This is a genomic window from Streptomyces sp. NPDC021225, assembly GCF_044332865.1.
Classification (GTDB): domain Bacteria; phylum Actinomycetota; class Actinomycetes; order Streptomycetales; family Streptomycetaceae; genus Streptomyces.
The window spans coordinates 846,825-862,615 of record NZ_JBIRPV010000002.1; the positions used below are offsets into that span (position 1 = coordinate 846,825).

Sequence of the window (15,791 nt, forward strand, 5' to 3'; positions counted from 1 at the left end):
CGATGCCGAGCCCGAACGAACCGCTTCCGTCCCTTCCGCGCTGGGCGGACCCCGAGGTGGAGGCCCACTCGCTGGACGCGCAGGGCGTCTCGCGGCGCGGGCTGCTGCGCCGGGCGGGCCTGTACGGCGCGGGCTTCGCGGGCGCCATGGCCCTGGCGCCCACGGCCGCGGCAGCCGCCGAGACGCCCGCGACAACCACCGCCGGCGGCGACGCGGGTGGCGACCCGGACCTCGTCTATCTGGTCGGCGACCACCATGTGCACTCCGTCTACAGCCACGACGCGAAGTACACCGCGTCCCAGCAGGCCCAGCGGGCCGCGCAGTACGGCCTCGACTGGATGGTCTTCACCGAGCACAGCAACTTCGGGCACGCCAACGCGGGCGGGGCGCTCGCCGAACACGAGGACGTCCTGAAGGCCCGCGCCGAGAACCCGCGCATGCTGATCTTCCAGGGCCTGGAGTGGTACATCCCGGGCGCCGAGCACGGCACCGTCTTCTCGCCGCCCGGCCCCCACGAGGCCGACCTGCTGCGCACCTTCGAGCTGCGCTACGACGGCAAGCTGCTGGGCCGCACCGACAGCACCGCCGAGAACGAGGCGCTCGCGGTCGCGGGCATCAAGTGGCTCGCCGAGCAGCGCAAGAGCGGCTACGTCGACGATGTGCTGGTCCTCGCCAACCACCCGCTGCGGCTGGGCATCGACTCCCCGCACGAGCTGCGGGCCTGGCGCGACGCCGCGCCCGAGGTCATGATCGGCGCGGAGGGCGCCCCGGGCGCCCAGGGCGCGGCCCTGCCCGGCTGGGGCAGCGCCACCGCCATCCGCGGGGAGTACGAGAACAAGCCGTCCGCCCAGTCCTGGCCCGGCTACCCGGCCGAGGCCTACGTCACGTACGGCGGCTTCGACTGGATGACCGCGACGGTGGGCGGGCTGTGGGACGCCATGCTGTCCGAGGGCCGGCTGTTCTCGATCACCACGAACTCCGACAACCACCGGACCGTCCACGACACCTGGCGCAACGGCGACTGGCAGCCCGGCCAGAACTTCGACAACACCGGCAGGCTGCCCAACCCGGTCGACACGGACAAGGAGCAGCCGGGCAGCGACTTCTGGCCGGGGCAGTTCAGCCGTACGCACGTGGGCGTGACGGGGTACGGCTACCGCCAGGTGATGGCGGGGCTGCGGGCCGGGCGGGTGTGGGTGGACCACGGGCAGCTGCTCGACGCCCTGGACGTACGCCTGCACCGCGAGAGCGACCGTAGTGACCAGGACGGCAAGAGCGGCAAGAGCCGTGGGGTCACCCTGGGCGGCCGGCTGCGGGTCCGCCGCGGCGAGCGGCTGACCCTGACGGTCACCGTCACCACCGCCTCCCGCCCCAACTTCCACGGCGTCCTGCCGCGCCTGGCCCACCTCGACGTGATCCGCGGCGCGGTCCGCGGCCCGGCGCGCGACCGTGACGCGTGGCGCGCCCCGGACACCCGCGTCGTGCACACCTCGGACGTCTCCGGCCGCACCGGCACGTACACCCTGCGGATCCCCCTGGCCAGGGCCGAGGAGTCCGGCTACATCCGGCTCCGCGGCAGCGACGGCAACCGTCACGGCACCGGCCTGCTGGGCGCCTCCGTCGACCCGCACGGCCCGATCCCGCACAAGCCTGGCGACGGCGACCCGTGGGCCGACACCTGGTGCTACACGAACCCGATCTTCATCGAGGTCGCGGACTGACGGAATGACCGGCCCGGGGGCTGCGTTGTCGTAGATGACGCACCCCCGGAGTCACCACCGCGAGGAGGACCGTCATGACGACTCATCCCCACGGGACGGGCACAGGCACAGGCACCGGCACGGGCATCCGCGGCCACCGCGTGGAGGTGGTCCGCGGCACCCAGCACGTCACGGTCACGATCGACGGCCGGGTCGTCGCCGAGTCGCGCCGCCCGCTGCTCCTCTTCGAGACCGGCCTGCCCGTCCGCTACTACCTGCCCCCGCAGGACGTGAACCTGTCACTCCTCGAGCCGACCGACACGCACACCACCTGCCCGTTCAAGGGCCAGGCGGCGTACTGGACGTACCTTGGCGAGGAGGGCGGGAGCGGCCCGCACACCGATGTGGTGTGGGCCTACCCGGACCCGCTCGACGCGGTCGCGGAGATCAAGGACCATCTGTCGTTCTACGACACGGTTGCCGACATCTCGGTGAAGGAGACCGACTGAGAGAAGCGGATGGCCCGGCGGCGGGAACGGCTGTCGCGTGCACATCCACGCGTATTCCTGGCTGGGCGAGAAGGAGCTGTTCGACCGGGACGCGCTCCGCCGCCCACCGGACCGCCCCAGGCCACCCGTCAGCCCGGAGGACCAGGAGTACCACCGGCACCTCGTCGACGCCTTCAGACGCTCGGAGCTGCCCCCGCTGGAAACCGCCCACTGGCTGCTCAAGGCGCCCGGCCTGATCCGCGAGACCTTCGAGGAACCGAAGGACGCCGCCGCGTGGCTGGGCCGGCAGCTCACCGAACACGCCCCCGGCTTCCACTCCCAGCAGGAGGCGGACACGGCCCGCCTGGCCCACCTGGTCGCCACGGCCGCGGACACTTTGACGCACGGCGGCGACGTCTCCGTCGGCTTCTACGCAGGCCGCACGTCGTTCCTCTCCCTGGCCCTGGTGACCTGCTCCCCGAACCGCTTCGCCCCCGGAGTCCCATGCCCCCGCGGCAACGGCCGCTAGCGCGCGATGGGTTGGGCGCTGTCGGCGACGAGCGACGCCCGTATGGGGTCGGCGGTGACCGCCTGCTGCCCGTAACCGTGGTCCACCTTCCCCTCGGTCCGCAGCCCCGTACCGTCCAGGGTCCCGCACACGGCCACGCTCAGGGCGGCCGCGGTGGCCAGCGCGACGGCGGTGATCTGCACGGCGTGGGCGCGGCATTCGGCGAAGCTGATGGGGCGCATGGCGGATCTCCTGCGGGGGTCGGAGAAAGCTGATCGGTACGACAACCACCCTGATCCCGCCCCCTGCCGTGCCACTGCCGCCCCGCTAACGCCCCACTAACGCCTCGCTAATGCCCCTCGGCTCGGCCTCTGGACGGAGGCGTGAGGGCGGGTTCGATCGTCGACCGGACGTAGATGCGCCTGCTGTCCGGTGTGAGTTTGTGTCGGCCGTCCGTCGGGGATCGTCGGGTTCGCGCCGGGAGGGCGCCTGACGCCGATGGGCCACTCCCCACCGCAAGCCGAAGCGGCCCGCCAGGGCTCCTGGCGGGCCGCTCCTGCCGCGTGGTGGGCGGCTCAGGTGAAGTTGACGTCGCTGCACAGGAAGTACGTCTGGTCCATGTGCGAGGCCTGCCAGATGGTGTAGACGACGTGGCGCCCGGTGTAGCCCGAGGTGCTGACGTCGATCGAGTAGTTCTGGCTGGGGCCGTACTTACCGGTCTTGGTGATCAGCTGGAGGTCGCTCCACTTGAGCGGCTGGGTGGTGGGGTCGTAGCCCTGGCGGGTGACGTAGACCAGGAAGTAGTCCGCGCCGTGGCTGGCCTGGTCGTACAGCTTCACCGTGAACTTGTTGCCGATGTTCGTGGTCTGCCAGGCGCCGACGGTGTCCAGGGAGTTGTAGCGGTTGCTCTCGGTGTGGCCGCCGCTGCAGAGCTGGCCGTCCGGGACCACCGCCGGGAAGTTGCCCGCGGAGCCGTTGCGGTAGAGGCCGTTCCAGTTCCACATGGCGTTGGGGTTGTCCTGCCACGCCTGCCAGCACATCGGGTCTTTCTGTGCCATCTCGGGGTTCTGGAAGTCGTCCGCCCAGCGCAGCCAGCAGCCGTAGTTGCGGGACGCGGGGTCGATGACCGAGCCGTGGGCGGAGGCGGTGCCGGTCCAGGGGATCAGGGTGAGCAGTGCGGCGGACAGCAGGCCGAGGGTGCGGAGGGCCCAGCGTAAGGGGCGTCTGACCTGATCATGACAATTCTTCATGGCCGATCTCCATCGTCCGTGGGGGGGTGCCGATGGGTGCGGGGAGGCCCGATGATGGGAGCGCTCCCATTGCCGTGAGCGTGCCCGACGACACAGGAGCGAAACATGTGGTTCACCTATGGCCGAATCGGCCGGGGATGGAGGAGCGGCGAAGGGGCCCGCCGGGCGCGGCCGCGGGGCATGTCACGCGGCACTCGCGTCCGACGCTCCCACCGCTCCCGGGCTTCGGCGAGGAGTCGGATTTCGGCCGTCGGGGCGGGGCCAACTCCCCGCTTGGGCTCGGCGGGCCGTAAGGCCGACCCTTCACCGCTGTGCGCAACCGCCGCCAGGCGGTCCTGTCCGCGGTTTCCGCCAGGTGCGCCGGCCCGGCCCGGGCTCATCGGGTGCCTCGGATACTGTCCTGCCGACAGCGGCGATGCCAGACGGCGGGTCGGCCCGCCAACTGGACCGCTCACCCCGGCCGACGCTCGTACCGTTCCTCCCGTTCCTCGCACAAGGGTGGCCCCCGTGCCTGTCGCATCACGTTCGATACCTGACCAGGCCCTCCACGGCGACCCCTCCGGCACGACGCTCCACGACCGCCCGGAGGCGACCAGATGAACGTCCCGCTGGCCCTCGCCAACAACGACGGCATGCTCGCCGTCCGTTTCCTGCTCGAACTCGCCTCGCTGGCCTGCGTGACACTCTGGGCGTGGCGTGCCGTGCCCCCGCCGTGGCGCTGGCTCGCCGCCGTCGCTCTCCCGGTCGCCTTGGGCTGGGCATGGGGAACCTTCACCGTGCCGGACGACCCCTCCCGGTCCGGCGAGAGCGACATCCACACCCCCGGCCCGGCGCGACTGCTCCTCGAACTCGCCATATTCTTCGGCGCGGTGGCCGCCCTCCACTTCGCCGGCCTGCAGCGCGCCGCCCGCTGGCTGCTGGCGGTCATGGTCCTCTACCAGATCCTCGCCTACGACCGCATCACCTGGCTCCTCAGCCACTGACCCCCGCCGCGGCACGAGCCCCCGGCGAAGGACCCGGTAAATGGGGAAAACGAGCCATTGATGGGTGGTGAGCTGGTGGTCCAGATGGCCGCCCCGGTGAATCGAGCGGGCGCGTAGGCAGACGTGTCGACCTTTCCGGAATCGCCTGCGTTGCACACGGAGGGGAGCTAGCGCCACTGCCCGTATGGCATGGAGGGCAACTTCTGCAAGCATCTGGTCGCCCTCGGCCTGACCGTGCTTGCCCAGCGGGAGAGTCTGCCGCGGCAGCGGAAGACGGCCCGAGACCGTGGGCAGGACCTTGACGGCTGGTTGTCCGGCCTGTCCAAGGAGGCATTGCTCGCCCTCGTACGTGAACAGATCGTCGAGGACCGGCAGTTACGGCGCCGCCTGGAGCTTCGGGCCGCGAGCGCTCGCGGGGACCTCGCCGCGGTCCGCGCCCGTATCCGCGATCTGCTGAACATCTCACCATTCGCGCAGTACGGGTACGTCGAGTACGCCGATGCCCGCGCCTACGCCGACCAGGCCGGGCAGGCGGTGTCCGCGATCGGCGCACTCACCAGATCTGGCCGGGCCGACGACGCGATCACCCTGGCGCGGGAGGCGATGAAGCTGCTCGCCGACGCGGTGGAGAGCGTCGACGACTCGGACGGATGGCTCGGCCAGGTCGGTGCAGACCTCGCCGACGCCCACCTCGAAGCGTGCCGTGCGGCACGCCCCGACCACGAGGAGCTCGCGCGCTGGCTGGTCGACCACGCGCTCGGCGACGTGGACGACGGCCTCACAGACATCGATCCGCTCGACTACGAGGAAATCCTCAGCGAAGAGGGGATGGCCGTCCTGCGGAAGCTGGCGGTCGAGGCGTGGCGGGGCAACCGCCGCGGCTGGGCCGAGAAGTACCTGATGGAGCGTCTGGCCAAGGCGGGAGGTGACGTCGACGCGGTGATCGCCGTGCATGCGGCCGACCTCTCACCGAACGGGCGCACGCACCTGGTCATCGCCCACGAGCTGGACACCGCCCGGCGACCAGACGAGGCCCTGCGCTGGGCGGAACGCGGCATCCAAGACACCCGGGACCTCGCCGCCGTCGACACTGCCCTCGTCGACTACCTCTGCGACCGCTACGCGCAGGCGGACCGGTTCCCCGATGCAGTGGCCCTGCGCCGTGACCACTTCGGCGCTCGCCGCACTCTGCTCGCGTACCAGCAACTGCGAGCGGACGCCGGGGCCGCGGACTGCTGGCCGGCCGAGCGTGAGGGGGCGCTCGCCCTGCTGCGTGCCGACGCAGAGCAGCAACATCACTCTCGGTACGGCGGCCCGGCCCTGATCGACGCCCTGCTCGACGACAAGGACACCGACGCGGCCTGGCAAGCCGCCACCGAGACCGGCGCCCACGACCAACAGTGGCTCACCCTCGCCGACCAGGCCCGTGCCACCCGCCCCGCCGACGCGCTCGGCGTCTACCTGCGCCTGGCCAACCCCTCACGAAGCAGACGGGCAACGCGATCTACGAGCAGCTCACCAGCCTGCTGCTCAGCATCCGCGACTGCCACCGCCGCCTGGGTACCCAGGACGAGTTCACCACGTACCTCACCGCCCTGCGCGCCGGCCAGAAGCGCAAACGCAACCTGATGCGACTCCTCGACCAGCACGGCCTGTGAAGGCAAGGTGACCGTCCACCACACCCTCAGCTTCCACTGAGCCGTACGGGGGGTCCACCGTTCGGTGGACCTCAGGTTCAACTGTTTGCCGCTGTCGGCACCACACCCCGTACGAAGAGCATGAATGGCAGCGGGGCGCGCCCATCTCTCTCCCCCCGGTGATACGCCCCGCACCCCCAAGCCACCCCCTTTCCCAGGCCAAAGGACAGCCCATGGACGGGACACAGGACCCGCATGCTCGGCCGGTCGTCCGGCTCGACGCCGTCAGCCGGCTCTACGGCGGACCGAAAAACCGAGTGACCGCACTCGACAACGTCAGCATCAGCCTGCAGAGGGGTACTTTCACCGCCGTCATGGGCCCCTCGGGTTCGGGCAAGTCCACCTTCCTGCACTGCGCCGCGGGCCTCGACCGTCCGACATCGGGTGCGGTGCACCTGGACGGGGTGGACCTCGCCTCGCTGCGGGAGAAGGCGCTGACCAAGTTCCGCCGCGAGCGCATCGGCTTCGTCTTCCAGGCGTTCAACCTCCTTCCGGCGCTGAGCGTGGTGGACAACGTGACACTGCCGCTGCGGCTGGCGGGCAAACGCCCCAAGAAGGCCGTCGTCGACGAAGTCCTCGAACAGGTCGGCCTGTCCGGCAAGTGGCGCAGCCGTCCCGGTGAGCTCTCCGGCGGTCAGCAGCAGCGCGTCGCCATCGCGCGGGCGCTCGTCACCCAGCCCGCGGTGATCTTCGGCGACGAACCGACCGGCGCCCTGGACACGCGCACCGCCGCCGAAGTGCTCACGCTGATACGGCAGTCGGTGGACGTGGTGGGACAGACCGTGGTGATGGTTACGCACGACCCGGTGGCCGCCGCGTACGCCGACCGCGTCGTGTTCCTGGCCGACGGCCGGCTCACCGGTGTAGTCGACCGGCCGACTGTCGAGCAGGTGACGGAGCAGTTGCAGAAGCTGGGCACCTGGGGCGACCCCGTCAACATCCAGCGGACCGGACACGAGGTGCGCCGATGATCCGGATCGCGGCGCGCACCCTGCGCCACCACATGAGCGGCTTCATCGTCTCGTTCATGGCCCTGTTCCTCGGTGCCGTCATCGTCATCGGCTCCGGCGGGCTCCTGGAGACCGGGATCCACAACGCGGCACCGCCGCACCGGCTGGCCGCCGCACCGATCGTCGTCACCGGCGACCAGCGCTACAAGTACACACAGAAAGACCTCGTCTTCCCGGAACGACTGCGTATCGACGCCGAGTTGACGGAAAAGATCGACAAGGTACCGGGCGTTGCGGCGGCGGTTCAGGACATGTCCTTCCCCGCGGCCCTCGTCAAGGGCGGGAAGGTCACCGGCCACGGTTGGTCCTCCGCCAGGCTCTCCCCCTACCAGCTCACCGACGGCACGGCACCCACCGAGGACGGCCAGATCGTGCTGGGCAAGGCGTTCGCGGACCGTACGGGGCTGACCACCGGCGAGCGGATCCAGCTCCTCGTCCACGGCACACAGAAGGGCTACCAGGTCTCAGGCCTTGCCACCGGGCCGGACGACGGAGGCGACGACGAAAGCGACGTCTTCCTCGCGGACGCCGAGGCCGCCAGGGTCGCGGACCGCGTCGGCACGACCGACAACATAGGTGTCTTCCCGGCCTCCGGCGCGAACACCCAGGAGGTCGCCTCGGCCATCCGCGCGGTCCTCGACGGCTCACCGGTCACGGTACTGACCGGGGACAACCGCGGCCGCGCCGAGGACCCGGACGTGGTGGCCGACGGCAGCGACCTGATCCCGCTCGCCGCCGCATTCGGCGGTCTGTCGGCGATGGTCACCGTGTTCGTGGTGGCCGGCACGCTGGGCCTCTCTATCCAGCAGCGGCAGCGCGAGATGGCGCTGCTGCGCACGATTGGTTCGACCCCTGGGCAGCTGCGCCGCCTCATCCTCGGCGAGACCCTGTTCCTCGCGGTCGTCGCCACCGGGCTCGCCACCATCCCCGGGCCCCGGTTCGGGCGCTGGCTCCTGGACGCGTTCGCGGACGCGGGCGTGGTACCGGGGTCGATCGCGTACCGGGCCGGCTCCGTGCCAGTGATCGTCGGTGTGGGCACGGCCCTGCTCACCGCGATCGGTTCGGCGTACATCGCGGCACAGGCCGCGGCGCGCACCCGCCCGATCGAGGCGCTGGCCGAGGCCACGCTGCAGCGCCGCTGGTTCAGTGCGTTCCGGCTGATCGTCGGGCTGCTGTGCATGGCCGGGGGCGCGGCCCTCGCCTGGGGCACCGCGGGCTCGGCCGGGCCGGACGCGGCCGGTGTCGCAACGCCGGCGGCAATGGTGTGGGCGGCGGCGTTCGGTCTGCTCGGTCCTGTCGTCGTACGCGCCATGGTGGCCGTGCTGCGCCGTCCCGTCGGCATGGTGTCCGGGCTCGCCGGCCAGCTCGCCGCGCACAACGCGCGGGCACGTACGGCACGACTCGCCTCGGCCGTGATGCCGGTGATGCTGGCGAGCGGTCTCGCGGTAGGCCTGATCTACATGCAGACCACACAGTCCGAAGGCGCCGAGCGGGCGTTCGACGAGAACCTGCGCGCGGACGCGGTCGTGACATCGGCCTCCGGTGGGCTGCCGCTCGACCTCGTCGACACGGTCCGCAGACAGCCGGGGGTGGCGGCGGCGTCCGCGCAGATCCCCACGACCGGGTACATCGAGCCGGACGAGCCGATGCGCCCGGGCGAGGGAGAGGACGCGGGCCCGCAACCCACCGAGCTGTCGATGCAGGGCGTCACCCCACAGGGCCTGGACCGTACGACGGCTTACCACGCGTCGAGCGGCAGTCTCACCGCCCTCAGCGGCGACTCGGTGGCGCTGCCCGCCACGTACGCGAAGGACCGCGAGCTCGGCGACCTGGTCCCGATGCGGCTCGGCGACGGCACACAGGTCAAGCTGAAACTGGTGGCCACGGTCGAGGGACGGCGTGGTTACGAGACCGCGCTCGTTCCGGCGTCGGTGCTGGTCGGACACACGGACGGCGCGCTCGTGCCCCAGATCATGGTGACAGCGTCGGCCGGCACCGACCGCGCCCAGCTCATGGCGTCCCTCGCCAAGTTGGCCGCGCTCCAGCCCGGCCTGCGGGTGTCGGACACGGACGCTCTCAAAGCGGCGCAGGCGGAGGCGGACGACACCCAGGCGTGGATGGCGTACCTGGTTCTCGGCGTCGTCGTCGGCTACGCGACGCTCTCCCTGATCAACACGCAGGTCCTCGCGACGACGGAGCGGCGCAAGGAGTTCATGCTCCAGCGGCTCATCGGCGCCACGCGCCGCCAGGTACTGCAGATGATGGCGGTCGAGGCGTCCCTGGTGGCCCTGGCCGGCATCGTCCTCGGCCTCCTGGTCGCGGGGGCGACGCTGGTACCGCTCAGCATGAGCGTCCTCGGCACGGCGCTACCCGGCGGCTCCCCGTGGATCCTCGTCGTGGTCCTGGCCGCGGCGGCGGCACTGACCCTGACGACGACGCTGCTGGCGGCGGGGGCCGTGCTGCGGGGCCGCCCTGGGGACATGGCGGGCATCAAGGACTAGTGCGGACTGGTGCCGCATCGAGGAACATCCGCCCCACTGATGAGCGCACCGTCGGCTTCGAGGACAGTCACGTGAGCCATAACTCCGCTCGCTCGGTGGGCTGTCCCGAACGGACCGTCGGTCGCTACTCAACTGCCCTATGTACGAGGTGAATCAATTGACTCAGCAGCAGCAGCCGGGCGACCGGCCCACCCTGGATCGGATCCGCCGTTGGAACATGGCGTGCTGGATCCTGCTCGGCCTGCTGCCGACGGCCGTCGCCGTGCTCGACGAGTCGCCGGCCCGGAAGTACGGAACGCTCGGCCTGCTCGTCCTGGTCGCCCTGTGCCACATCGTTGTCCTGACCCGCCCGGACAACCCCGTCCTGGGCCGCCGTGCCTACCTCGCCGTCCTCGCCCTCGTCCTGGGCGCGACGTCCTACTCCCTGGACGGCGCCGCCGCCCTCTACGTGATGTCGCTGCCGCAGTTCTGGCTCTACACCCGCGCCCCGCGCGACGCGGTCACGCTCAGCGGGGCGGCCGCCGCGCTCGCCGTGTTCGGCGGCGCGATCGGCCAGGACTGGAGCTCTCAATTCCGCACCGGCAACCTGGTGGTTACCGTGGTCGCCTACGTCGCTGGGGCGGGCCTGGGCCTGTGGATGTACCGGTTCATCGACCAGAGCAACGAGCGGCAGGAACAGCTGACCGCCGAACTCGCCAGTACCCAAGAGGAGTTGGCAGCGGCCTATCAGCGGCAGGGGGCGGCCGAGGAGCGCGAGCGCCTCGCCCGGGAGATCCACGACACCCTCGCCCAGGGCTTCGCCTCCATCGTGGTGCTCGCGGAGGCCGCTCGTGCCGCCGCCGACGGCGACCCCGAACGCTGCGCCCAGCAACTCATCTCCATCGAACAGACCGCCCGCGAGAACCTTGCCGAGGCCCGGGTCCTCGTCGGCTCCGTCCCCAAGGGCGCAGTCGCGGCCGGCTCGCTCGCCACCACCCTGCGCAGAACCCTGGACCGCTTCACGCAGGACACCGGCCTCACCGCCACCGCCGAACTGCCCGACATCGACCTGGACCAGCACACCCGCGTCGCCCTGCTGCGCTGCATGCAGGAGTCCCTCGCCAACATACGCAAGCACTCCGGAGCCGCCACCGTCGGCGTGCTCCTCAGCGCATCGCCGGGCGTAGTGGAGCTGGAGATCACCGACGACGGCCACGGGTTCGTCGTCGAGGACGCCCGCGGCTTCGGCCTCGACGGCATGCGGCGACGGCTCGCCGAACTCGACGGCGAGCTCACCGTCACCAGCTCCCCCGGGGAAGGCACCCGCGTCCTCGCCACCCTTCCCACTCACAGTCAGGACCGACCATGACCGACACGGTGACCGACAACGTGAACGACCGGATCCGTGTGGTCGTGGTCGACGACCACACCGTGATGCGCGCCGGAGTCATCGCCCTGACCGCACGCGGGCCGTCGTCCTGGCACTGGAACGAGGGCTGACGTGCGATCCTGAGCGACGAGCGTCCCTGTTCGGGTGTGTCTTCGGGAGATGTGGGAGATGCCGAGGGCGGGCGGGCCGTAGGTCCGCGATATTTACCGGGGCCGTCTGCCCGTGTCGGGGAAGTCCTGGGATGATTGGCGTCAGGGCGGCAGTTTCGGCAGAGTGGATCGTATGGCCGCACGAGAACCAAGCGCGCACGCTGGCTCGTCACCATCCGCCGGAAAAGCTTTCCTATGGATTGGGTATCTCCCGGGGGTACCGACCTGCGCAAGAACTTGTACCAGACCTGACCTGCGTGAACACGGAAAGCTGAGGGACTGACAGAGTATTTCTGTCAGTCCCTCAGCTGCCGGGTTCGCCCAAGAAGGCCCTGACTTGCACTTTTCCTTGCACAGATGGTGCCCCCGGCGGGGGACCCAGGAAATGGGGACAAACCGACCCATTGGTGAGCGGCGAGCTGGTGATTCAGACGGCCGTCCCGGTGAAACGAGCGGGCACGTAGCCGATCGGGCCGTCGGCCGCTGCGCACGGGGCCGCCCATGTCATGGCTGCCAGGAGGCGACGACATCCACTGCTCCCCAGAGCAGATCGATCGTCGAGGTGTCCAGCTGTTCGGCAGTACCGGACAGTGAAACGAAAGCCAGTCCGGTACTGCCTGCAATGAAGCCGGGCACGTGTCCCGCGCCTTTCTGGAGGGCCGCGAGATCGTGCTGGTCGAACGGCGACGCCAGCCTTCTCCGCGACCTCTAGGTAGATTTAGTTTACGTAGATCTGATTTACCTAAATCTCCCCGTGCTGGGCGGGGTGTGCGGGAAGTGTCGTGCCACCCGTCACGCCGCATCGGTCCTCTGGTGCTTCAGGTGAAGTGCCCCCGGTGCCGCATGGCGTGGCTTCCCGCTCTCGCCATCTCCTGCCACGGAGGACCGAGCTGCTTCCTGCGACCGATGAGGCCGAAAGGCCGGGGACGTAACTGCCCCTGCGTGGACGCCGACTCCGCCCTGCCGGGAAAGCCCAAATCCTGTGCTCCTTGATTCAGGCCCTGATGGCCTCCTCCTTTCCGTAAGAAAAACCCAAACCGCGTGCTCTGAGCGGCGCTTGCCGTGCGACCTCTACGGTTCTTACAAGTCGGCGAGGGAAAGCGAGCCGAACGCACTCGTGGTACGCCCCATGGGGCGACACATCGAGAGGGTGGGAGTCGGAGATGGAACACAAGCTGTTGCTCGTGACCGTGGCGGTCTTGTTCGCGGTGGTGGTCGCACTGCTGGCCGGGATGCTGGAGAGGACAGGAGGGGCGCGGCTTACGGCGGCGATCCGGACAGGGGCCGCGGCCTTCGCCGCCACCCTGCCGCTTGTCATCCTGATCATGTCCACCGTGGGGGTGGTGTGAGCGTGCGTGACCGGCAGCCTGCGCGACAAAGGACGCAAACGCCCGGAGGGATGATGGAAGCAGGACCGGACGCGGTGCTGGCTCAGGTTCGGCGGCTGACGCGGAGCATCAGCGGCAGGATGAACGCACAGGACGCCTGCCGCGTTGTCGTCGGCTTGATCTACCTGCGGTGGGCGGCACGGGACCATCATGCGGCGGTATCGAGGAGACCTTCGTGGACCTGGCTCGTCGCCCAGACCGCAGACCGTTCCACACCGGTGGGACCGCGCGTTCGAAGCTGCCTGAGTCAGTGGCTGCCGCGAGGTCTTGGCCTGGAGGATGCCGATGAGGACCCGGGCCTGGTGCCCCGGCTTCCGGCGACGGTCGAGGATCAGCTCCGCCGGCTGATCGTGGCCATCGACCGAGCCGAGAAGCCGGCCGGGCTACTTGACCAATGTCTGGCGGATCTGTCCGCCGCTCAGGCTCAGGGCGGACACTACTTCACGCCCGGGGACATCGTGCGACTGATGGTGGCAGCGGCGGTGCCTCAGGACGGGAACCGGGTCCTCGACCCCGTGTGCGGCTCGGCGGGGCTGCTGATCGAGGCCGTACGCCAGGTTCGTGAACAGATCGGCTTTCTCGATGCCAAGTTGTCACTGACGGGGCAGGACCTTCATGCCGGCACCTTGCAGATCGCGCAGATGAACCTCGCCGCGCACGGTGTCACGGCAACGCTTGAGCCGCCGATGGACAGCTTGGAGCGGCCCGCACACGCGTCATACGACATCGTGCTCGCCAATCCGCCCTTCAACGTGTCGGCCTGGGGACCCGACCCCCTGCCCGAGAGCGACCCGCGGTGGCCGGAAGAAGCTGCTCCGCCACGCGACAAAGCGAACTTCGCCTGGCTGCTGCATATCGCACACGCCCTCGCTCCTCAGGGCAGGGCCGCCGTCCTCATGGCCGACGGTGCCGCCACCGGCGTACGACCGATCGAGCGAAGAATCCGCGAACATCTTGTCGGCTCCGACCTCGTCGAGTGCGTCGTGGCGCTGCCACCCGGACTGTTCACCCACACCAAGATCTCCTGCTGCGTCTGGCTGCTGAATCGGGACAAGAGCCCGCACAGGGGCTGGGGGCAGAGAGACCGTCGTGGTCAGGTCCTCTTCATCCATGCCCGAGAGGCGTACGAGCTTGTGGGTAAATCCCGGCAGCGGCGCCTGGCCCCCGACGGCGTGGAGAAGATCCTGCGCACGCTTGCCGCTTGGAGGGGGACAGCGGCCGATTCCGGAGGGCGAGAAGCCGACTACGAGGATGAGCCCGGCTGGTGCCGGTCCAGCTCAGCTCAGGAGATCGCCGACCGTGAGCACGATCTGCTGCCCACGTCATACGCGGGAGCCGAAGCGGTCGAGGAAGGCGTGGCGGCGCGACTCCAGGTCGAGCGGCTCACCCGGGAGTTGTACGCGAAGTTCGATGAAGCGCACGTGCTGGAGCGTGACCTGCGACGAGCCTTGGACAGCCTGTGATGCACGACCTCACGACCGCGGTCGCCTCCCTCCCGAGGCGCTTTGAGGCCTGGGAGAACGTGACGGTGGAAGACGCCGCCGACCGGAAGCTCACGTACGGCATCCTCGAGAACGGCCTGCCGGGCGATCAAGGTGTCGTCCGCGCGGGCGACATTGGCGATGGGCGGATCACCACCGACCAGCCGGGCCGTACCGGCAGAGCCCACCCGCGGACGACGCGGGCGGCGCTGCGGGAGGGCGATCTCGTGGTCGTCCTGGTCCGCCGGGTCGGCGATGCGGCCCTGGTGACTGCGGAGCACCACGGCTGGATCGCGACGCGCTCCGTGGGGATCATCAGGTCCAAGGATCCCGATGTCACCGAGTGGCTGCGTATCTGGCTCAGGACTCCCACCGCCAGGTCCTGGATCGAACAGCATGTCACCGCCCATGTCGAGCCGACCCTGAGCCTCGACGCCCTGCGGAAGATGCCGGTGGCCCTTCCCCCGCGCGAACAGATGGGGACGATCCGCGAACTGATCAGTCTGATCGAGCGGAAGACCGAGCTCAATCGACAAATCGCCGCCGACGCGGTCGCCCTGGCCGACGCCCATTACGCCATCTTGGCCTCCGAGCGGCCCGGTTGGCCCCCGAGCACATTCCAGAAAGTTGCCCGTGCGCGGACCGGGAAGTCGGCCTCCGCGCCTCTCCCGGACAGCGAAGGCGTGATGGCCCCCCGGGTCGCTCCCGCCCAGCTCTTCAACGCCTCCCTGCCGTACATCGAGGACACCACTCCCCATGAGCCGGCCGACCCACGCGTCGTATCCCCTCCGGGGACGCTCCTGATAGCGCCCCGCCCGGACGGAGCTCGCACCGCGGTCACCCTCCTGCCCGCCGTACCGTCCAGAGGGGTCCTCGCGGTCACTCCTGCCGAGCCCACGGACCTGTGGTGGCTTCTGCACGAACTCCGTTCCCGAAGCAGAGACCTGTCGGACGCAGCCCACGGCAGACATGCCCGTGAGCTCACCAAGCGGGGCTTCTCGGCCCTTGACGTCGCCTGGCCGGGCCCCGAGACGCGTCATCGATTCCACGCGACGGCGGAGCCCCTGCACCGCAGGGCGCGCGCGGCGCTCGATGAGAACCACACCCTGAAGGCACTCCTCGACACGCTGCTCCGCAACATCCCGTCGACGTCAGGGGGCCTCTTCGAACGGCAAGGAACCGTGCCACGCACTGACTCGTCAACGTGAAGGCACGTGTCGGCCTGATCACGTCAGACGCTTATGCGAGATCTGGGCCGGGGCGGGGA

At 69.9% G+C, this 15,791-nt stretch carries 13 protein-coding genes and 1 pseudogene; 12 read left to right on the forward strand and 2 right to left on the reverse strand.

Going from position 1 to position 15,791, the window contains the following annotated elements; genetic code table 11:
• The first annotated feature begins 2 nt into the window (after window positions 1–2).
• The 3 genes from ACH4S9_RS12035 to ACH4S9_RS12045 all read left to right on the forward strand — a co-directional run bounded on the left by ACH4S9_RS12035 (window position 3) and on the right by ACH4S9_RS12045 (window position 2,717).
• Window positions 3–1,721, forward strand: coding sequence for a PHP domain-containing protein (locus tag ACH4S9_RS12035; RefSeq protein ID WP_398371413.1), 1,719 nt, complete (start codon window positions 3–5; stop codon window positions 1,719–1,721).
• A gap of 74 nt (window positions 1,722–1,795) precedes the next feature.
• The gene (locus ACH4S9_RS12040; protein ID WP_398371415.1) at window positions 1,796–2,209 is read left to right on the forward strand and encodes a DUF427 domain-containing protein; all 414 of its coding nucleotides are present in this window, start codon (window positions 1,796–1,798) and stop codon (window positions 2,207–2,209) included.
• 37 nt (window positions 2,210–2,246) lie between these two features.
• Window positions 2,247–2,717: a hypothetical protein gene (locus ACH4S9_RS12045; protein ID WP_385339233.1), complete on the forward strand. Its 471-nt coding sequence runs from the start codon at window positions 2,247–2,249 to the stop codon at window positions 2,715–2,717.
• On the opposite strand, the gene ACH4S9_RS12050 is transcribed toward ACH4S9_RS12045, so the two are convergent.
• A complete protein-coding gene (locus ACH4S9_RS12050; protein WP_398371417.1) occupies window positions 2,714–2,938 on the reverse strand; it encodes a hypothetical protein in 225 nt (74 codons plus the stop codon). The two genes, ACH4S9_RS12045 and ACH4S9_RS12050, sit on opposite strands and share 4 nt — an antisense overlap.
• 333 nt (window positions 2,939–3,271) lie before the next feature.
• Entirely contained in the window at window positions 3,272–3,946 is a 675-nt protein-coding gene (locus tag ACH4S9_RS12055; RefSeq protein WP_385339229.1) for a lytic polysaccharide monooxygenase, read from the reverse strand.
• Window positions 3,947–4,542: 596 nt separating this feature from the next.
• Here ACH4S9_RS12055 and ACH4S9_RS12060 point away from each other — a divergent pair.
• From ACH4S9_RS12060 to ACH4S9_RS12100, 9 genes and pseudogenes are all read left to right on the forward strand, one after another.
• A complete protein-coding gene (locus tag ACH4S9_RS12060; RefSeq protein ID WP_398371419.1) occupies window positions 4,543–4,929 on the forward strand; it encodes a YrdB family protein in 387 nt (128 codons plus the stop codon).
• Between the two features lie 177 nt (window positions 4,930–5,106).
• Window positions 5,107–6,587: pseudogene (locus ACH4S9_RS12065) on the forward strand (hypothetical protein); the annotation flags it as partial.
• Window positions 6,588–6,799: 212 nt separating this feature from the next.
• Complete coding sequence (locus ACH4S9_RS12070; protein WP_398371421.1) at window positions 6,800–7,597, forward strand: ABC transporter ATP-binding protein; 798 nt, start codon at window positions 6,800–6,802, stop codon at window positions 7,595–7,597.
• The gene (locus tag ACH4S9_RS12075) at window positions 7,594–10,137 is read left to right on the forward strand and encodes an FtsX-like permease family protein (protein ID WP_398371423.1); all 2,544 of its coding nucleotides are present in this window, start codon (window positions 7,594–7,596) and stop codon (window positions 10,135–10,137) included. The genes ACH4S9_RS12070 and ACH4S9_RS12075 overlap by 4 nt, the downstream gene beginning before the upstream one ends.
• A gap of 157 nt (window positions 10,138–10,294) precedes the next feature.
• Window positions 10,295–11,485, forward strand: a complete 1,191-nt coding sequence (locus ACH4S9_RS12080; RefSeq protein WP_398371425.1) for a sensor histidine kinase — start codon at window positions 10,295–10,297, stop codon at window positions 11,483–11,485.
• On the forward strand, window positions 11,482–11,616 hold the full coding sequence (locus tag ACH4S9_RS12085; RefSeq protein ID WP_398371427.1) for a hypothetical protein: 135 nt from the start codon (window positions 11,482–11,484) through the stop codon (window positions 11,614–11,616). The genes ACH4S9_RS12080 and ACH4S9_RS12085 overlap by 4 nt, the downstream gene beginning before the upstream one ends.
• 1,202 nt (window positions 11,617–12,818) lie before the next feature.
• A complete protein-coding gene (locus ACH4S9_RS12090) occupies window positions 12,819–13,004 on the forward strand; it encodes a hypothetical protein (protein WP_398371429.1) in 186 nt (61 codons plus the stop codon).
• Between the two features lie 119 nt (window positions 13,005–13,123).
• On the forward strand, window positions 13,124–14,506 hold the full coding sequence (locus tag ACH4S9_RS12095) for an N-6 DNA methylase (RefSeq protein WP_398371431.1): 1,383 nt from the start codon (window positions 13,124–13,126) through the stop codon (window positions 14,504–14,506).
• The gene (locus tag ACH4S9_RS12100; protein ID WP_398371433.1) at window positions 14,506–15,732 is read left to right on the forward strand and encodes a hypothetical protein; all 1,227 of its coding nucleotides are present in this window, start codon (window positions 14,506–14,508) and stop codon (window positions 15,730–15,732) included. Before ACH4S9_RS12095 ends, ACH4S9_RS12100 begins: the two co-directional genes overlap by 1 nt.
• Window positions 15,733–15,791: the final 59 nt, after the last annotated feature.

Coding starts and splice junctions, on each gene's coding strand:
- ACH4S9_RS12035 (WP_398371413.1), top strand. CDS start 3: ATGCCGAGCCCGAACGAACCGCTTCCGTCCCTTCCGCGCTGGGCGGAC.
- ACH4S9_RS12040 (WP_398371415.1), top strand. CDS start 1,796: ATGACGACTCATCCCCACGGGACGGGCACAGGCACAGGCACCGGCACG.
- ACH4S9_RS12050 (WP_398371417.1), bottom strand. CDS start 2,938: ATGCGCCCCATCAGCTTCGCCGAATGCCGCGCCCACGCCGTGCAGATC.
- ACH4S9_RS12055 (WP_385339229.1), bottom strand. CDS start 3,946: ATGAAGAATTGTCATGATCAGGTCAGACGCCCCTTACGCTGGGCCCTC.
- ACH4S9_RS12060 (WP_398371419.1), top strand. CDS start 4,543: ATGAACGTCCCGCTGGCCCTCGCCAACAACGACGGCATGCTCGCCGTC.
- ACH4S9_RS12070 (WP_398371421.1), top strand. CDS start 6,800: ATGGACGGGACACAGGACCCGCATGCTCGGCCGGTCGTCCGGCTCGAC.
- ACH4S9_RS12075 (WP_398371423.1), top strand. CDS start 7,594: ATGATCCGGATCGCGGCGCGCACCCTGCGCCACCACATGAGCGGCTTC.
- ACH4S9_RS12085 (WP_398371427.1), top strand. CDS start 11,482: ATGACCGACACGGTGACCGACAACGTGAACGACCGGATCCGTGTGGTC.
- ACH4S9_RS12090 (WP_398371429.1), top strand. CDS start 12,819: ATGGAACACAAGCTGTTGCTCGTGACCGTGGCGGTCTTGTTCGCGGTG.
- ACH4S9_RS12095 (WP_398371431.1), top strand. CDS start 13,124: ATGAACGCACAGGACGCCTGCCGCGTTGTCGTCGGCTTGATCTACCTG.
- ACH4S9_RS12100 (WP_398371433.1), top strand. CDS start 14,506: ATGCACGACCTCACGACCGCGGTCGCCTCCCTCCCGAGGCGCTTTGAG.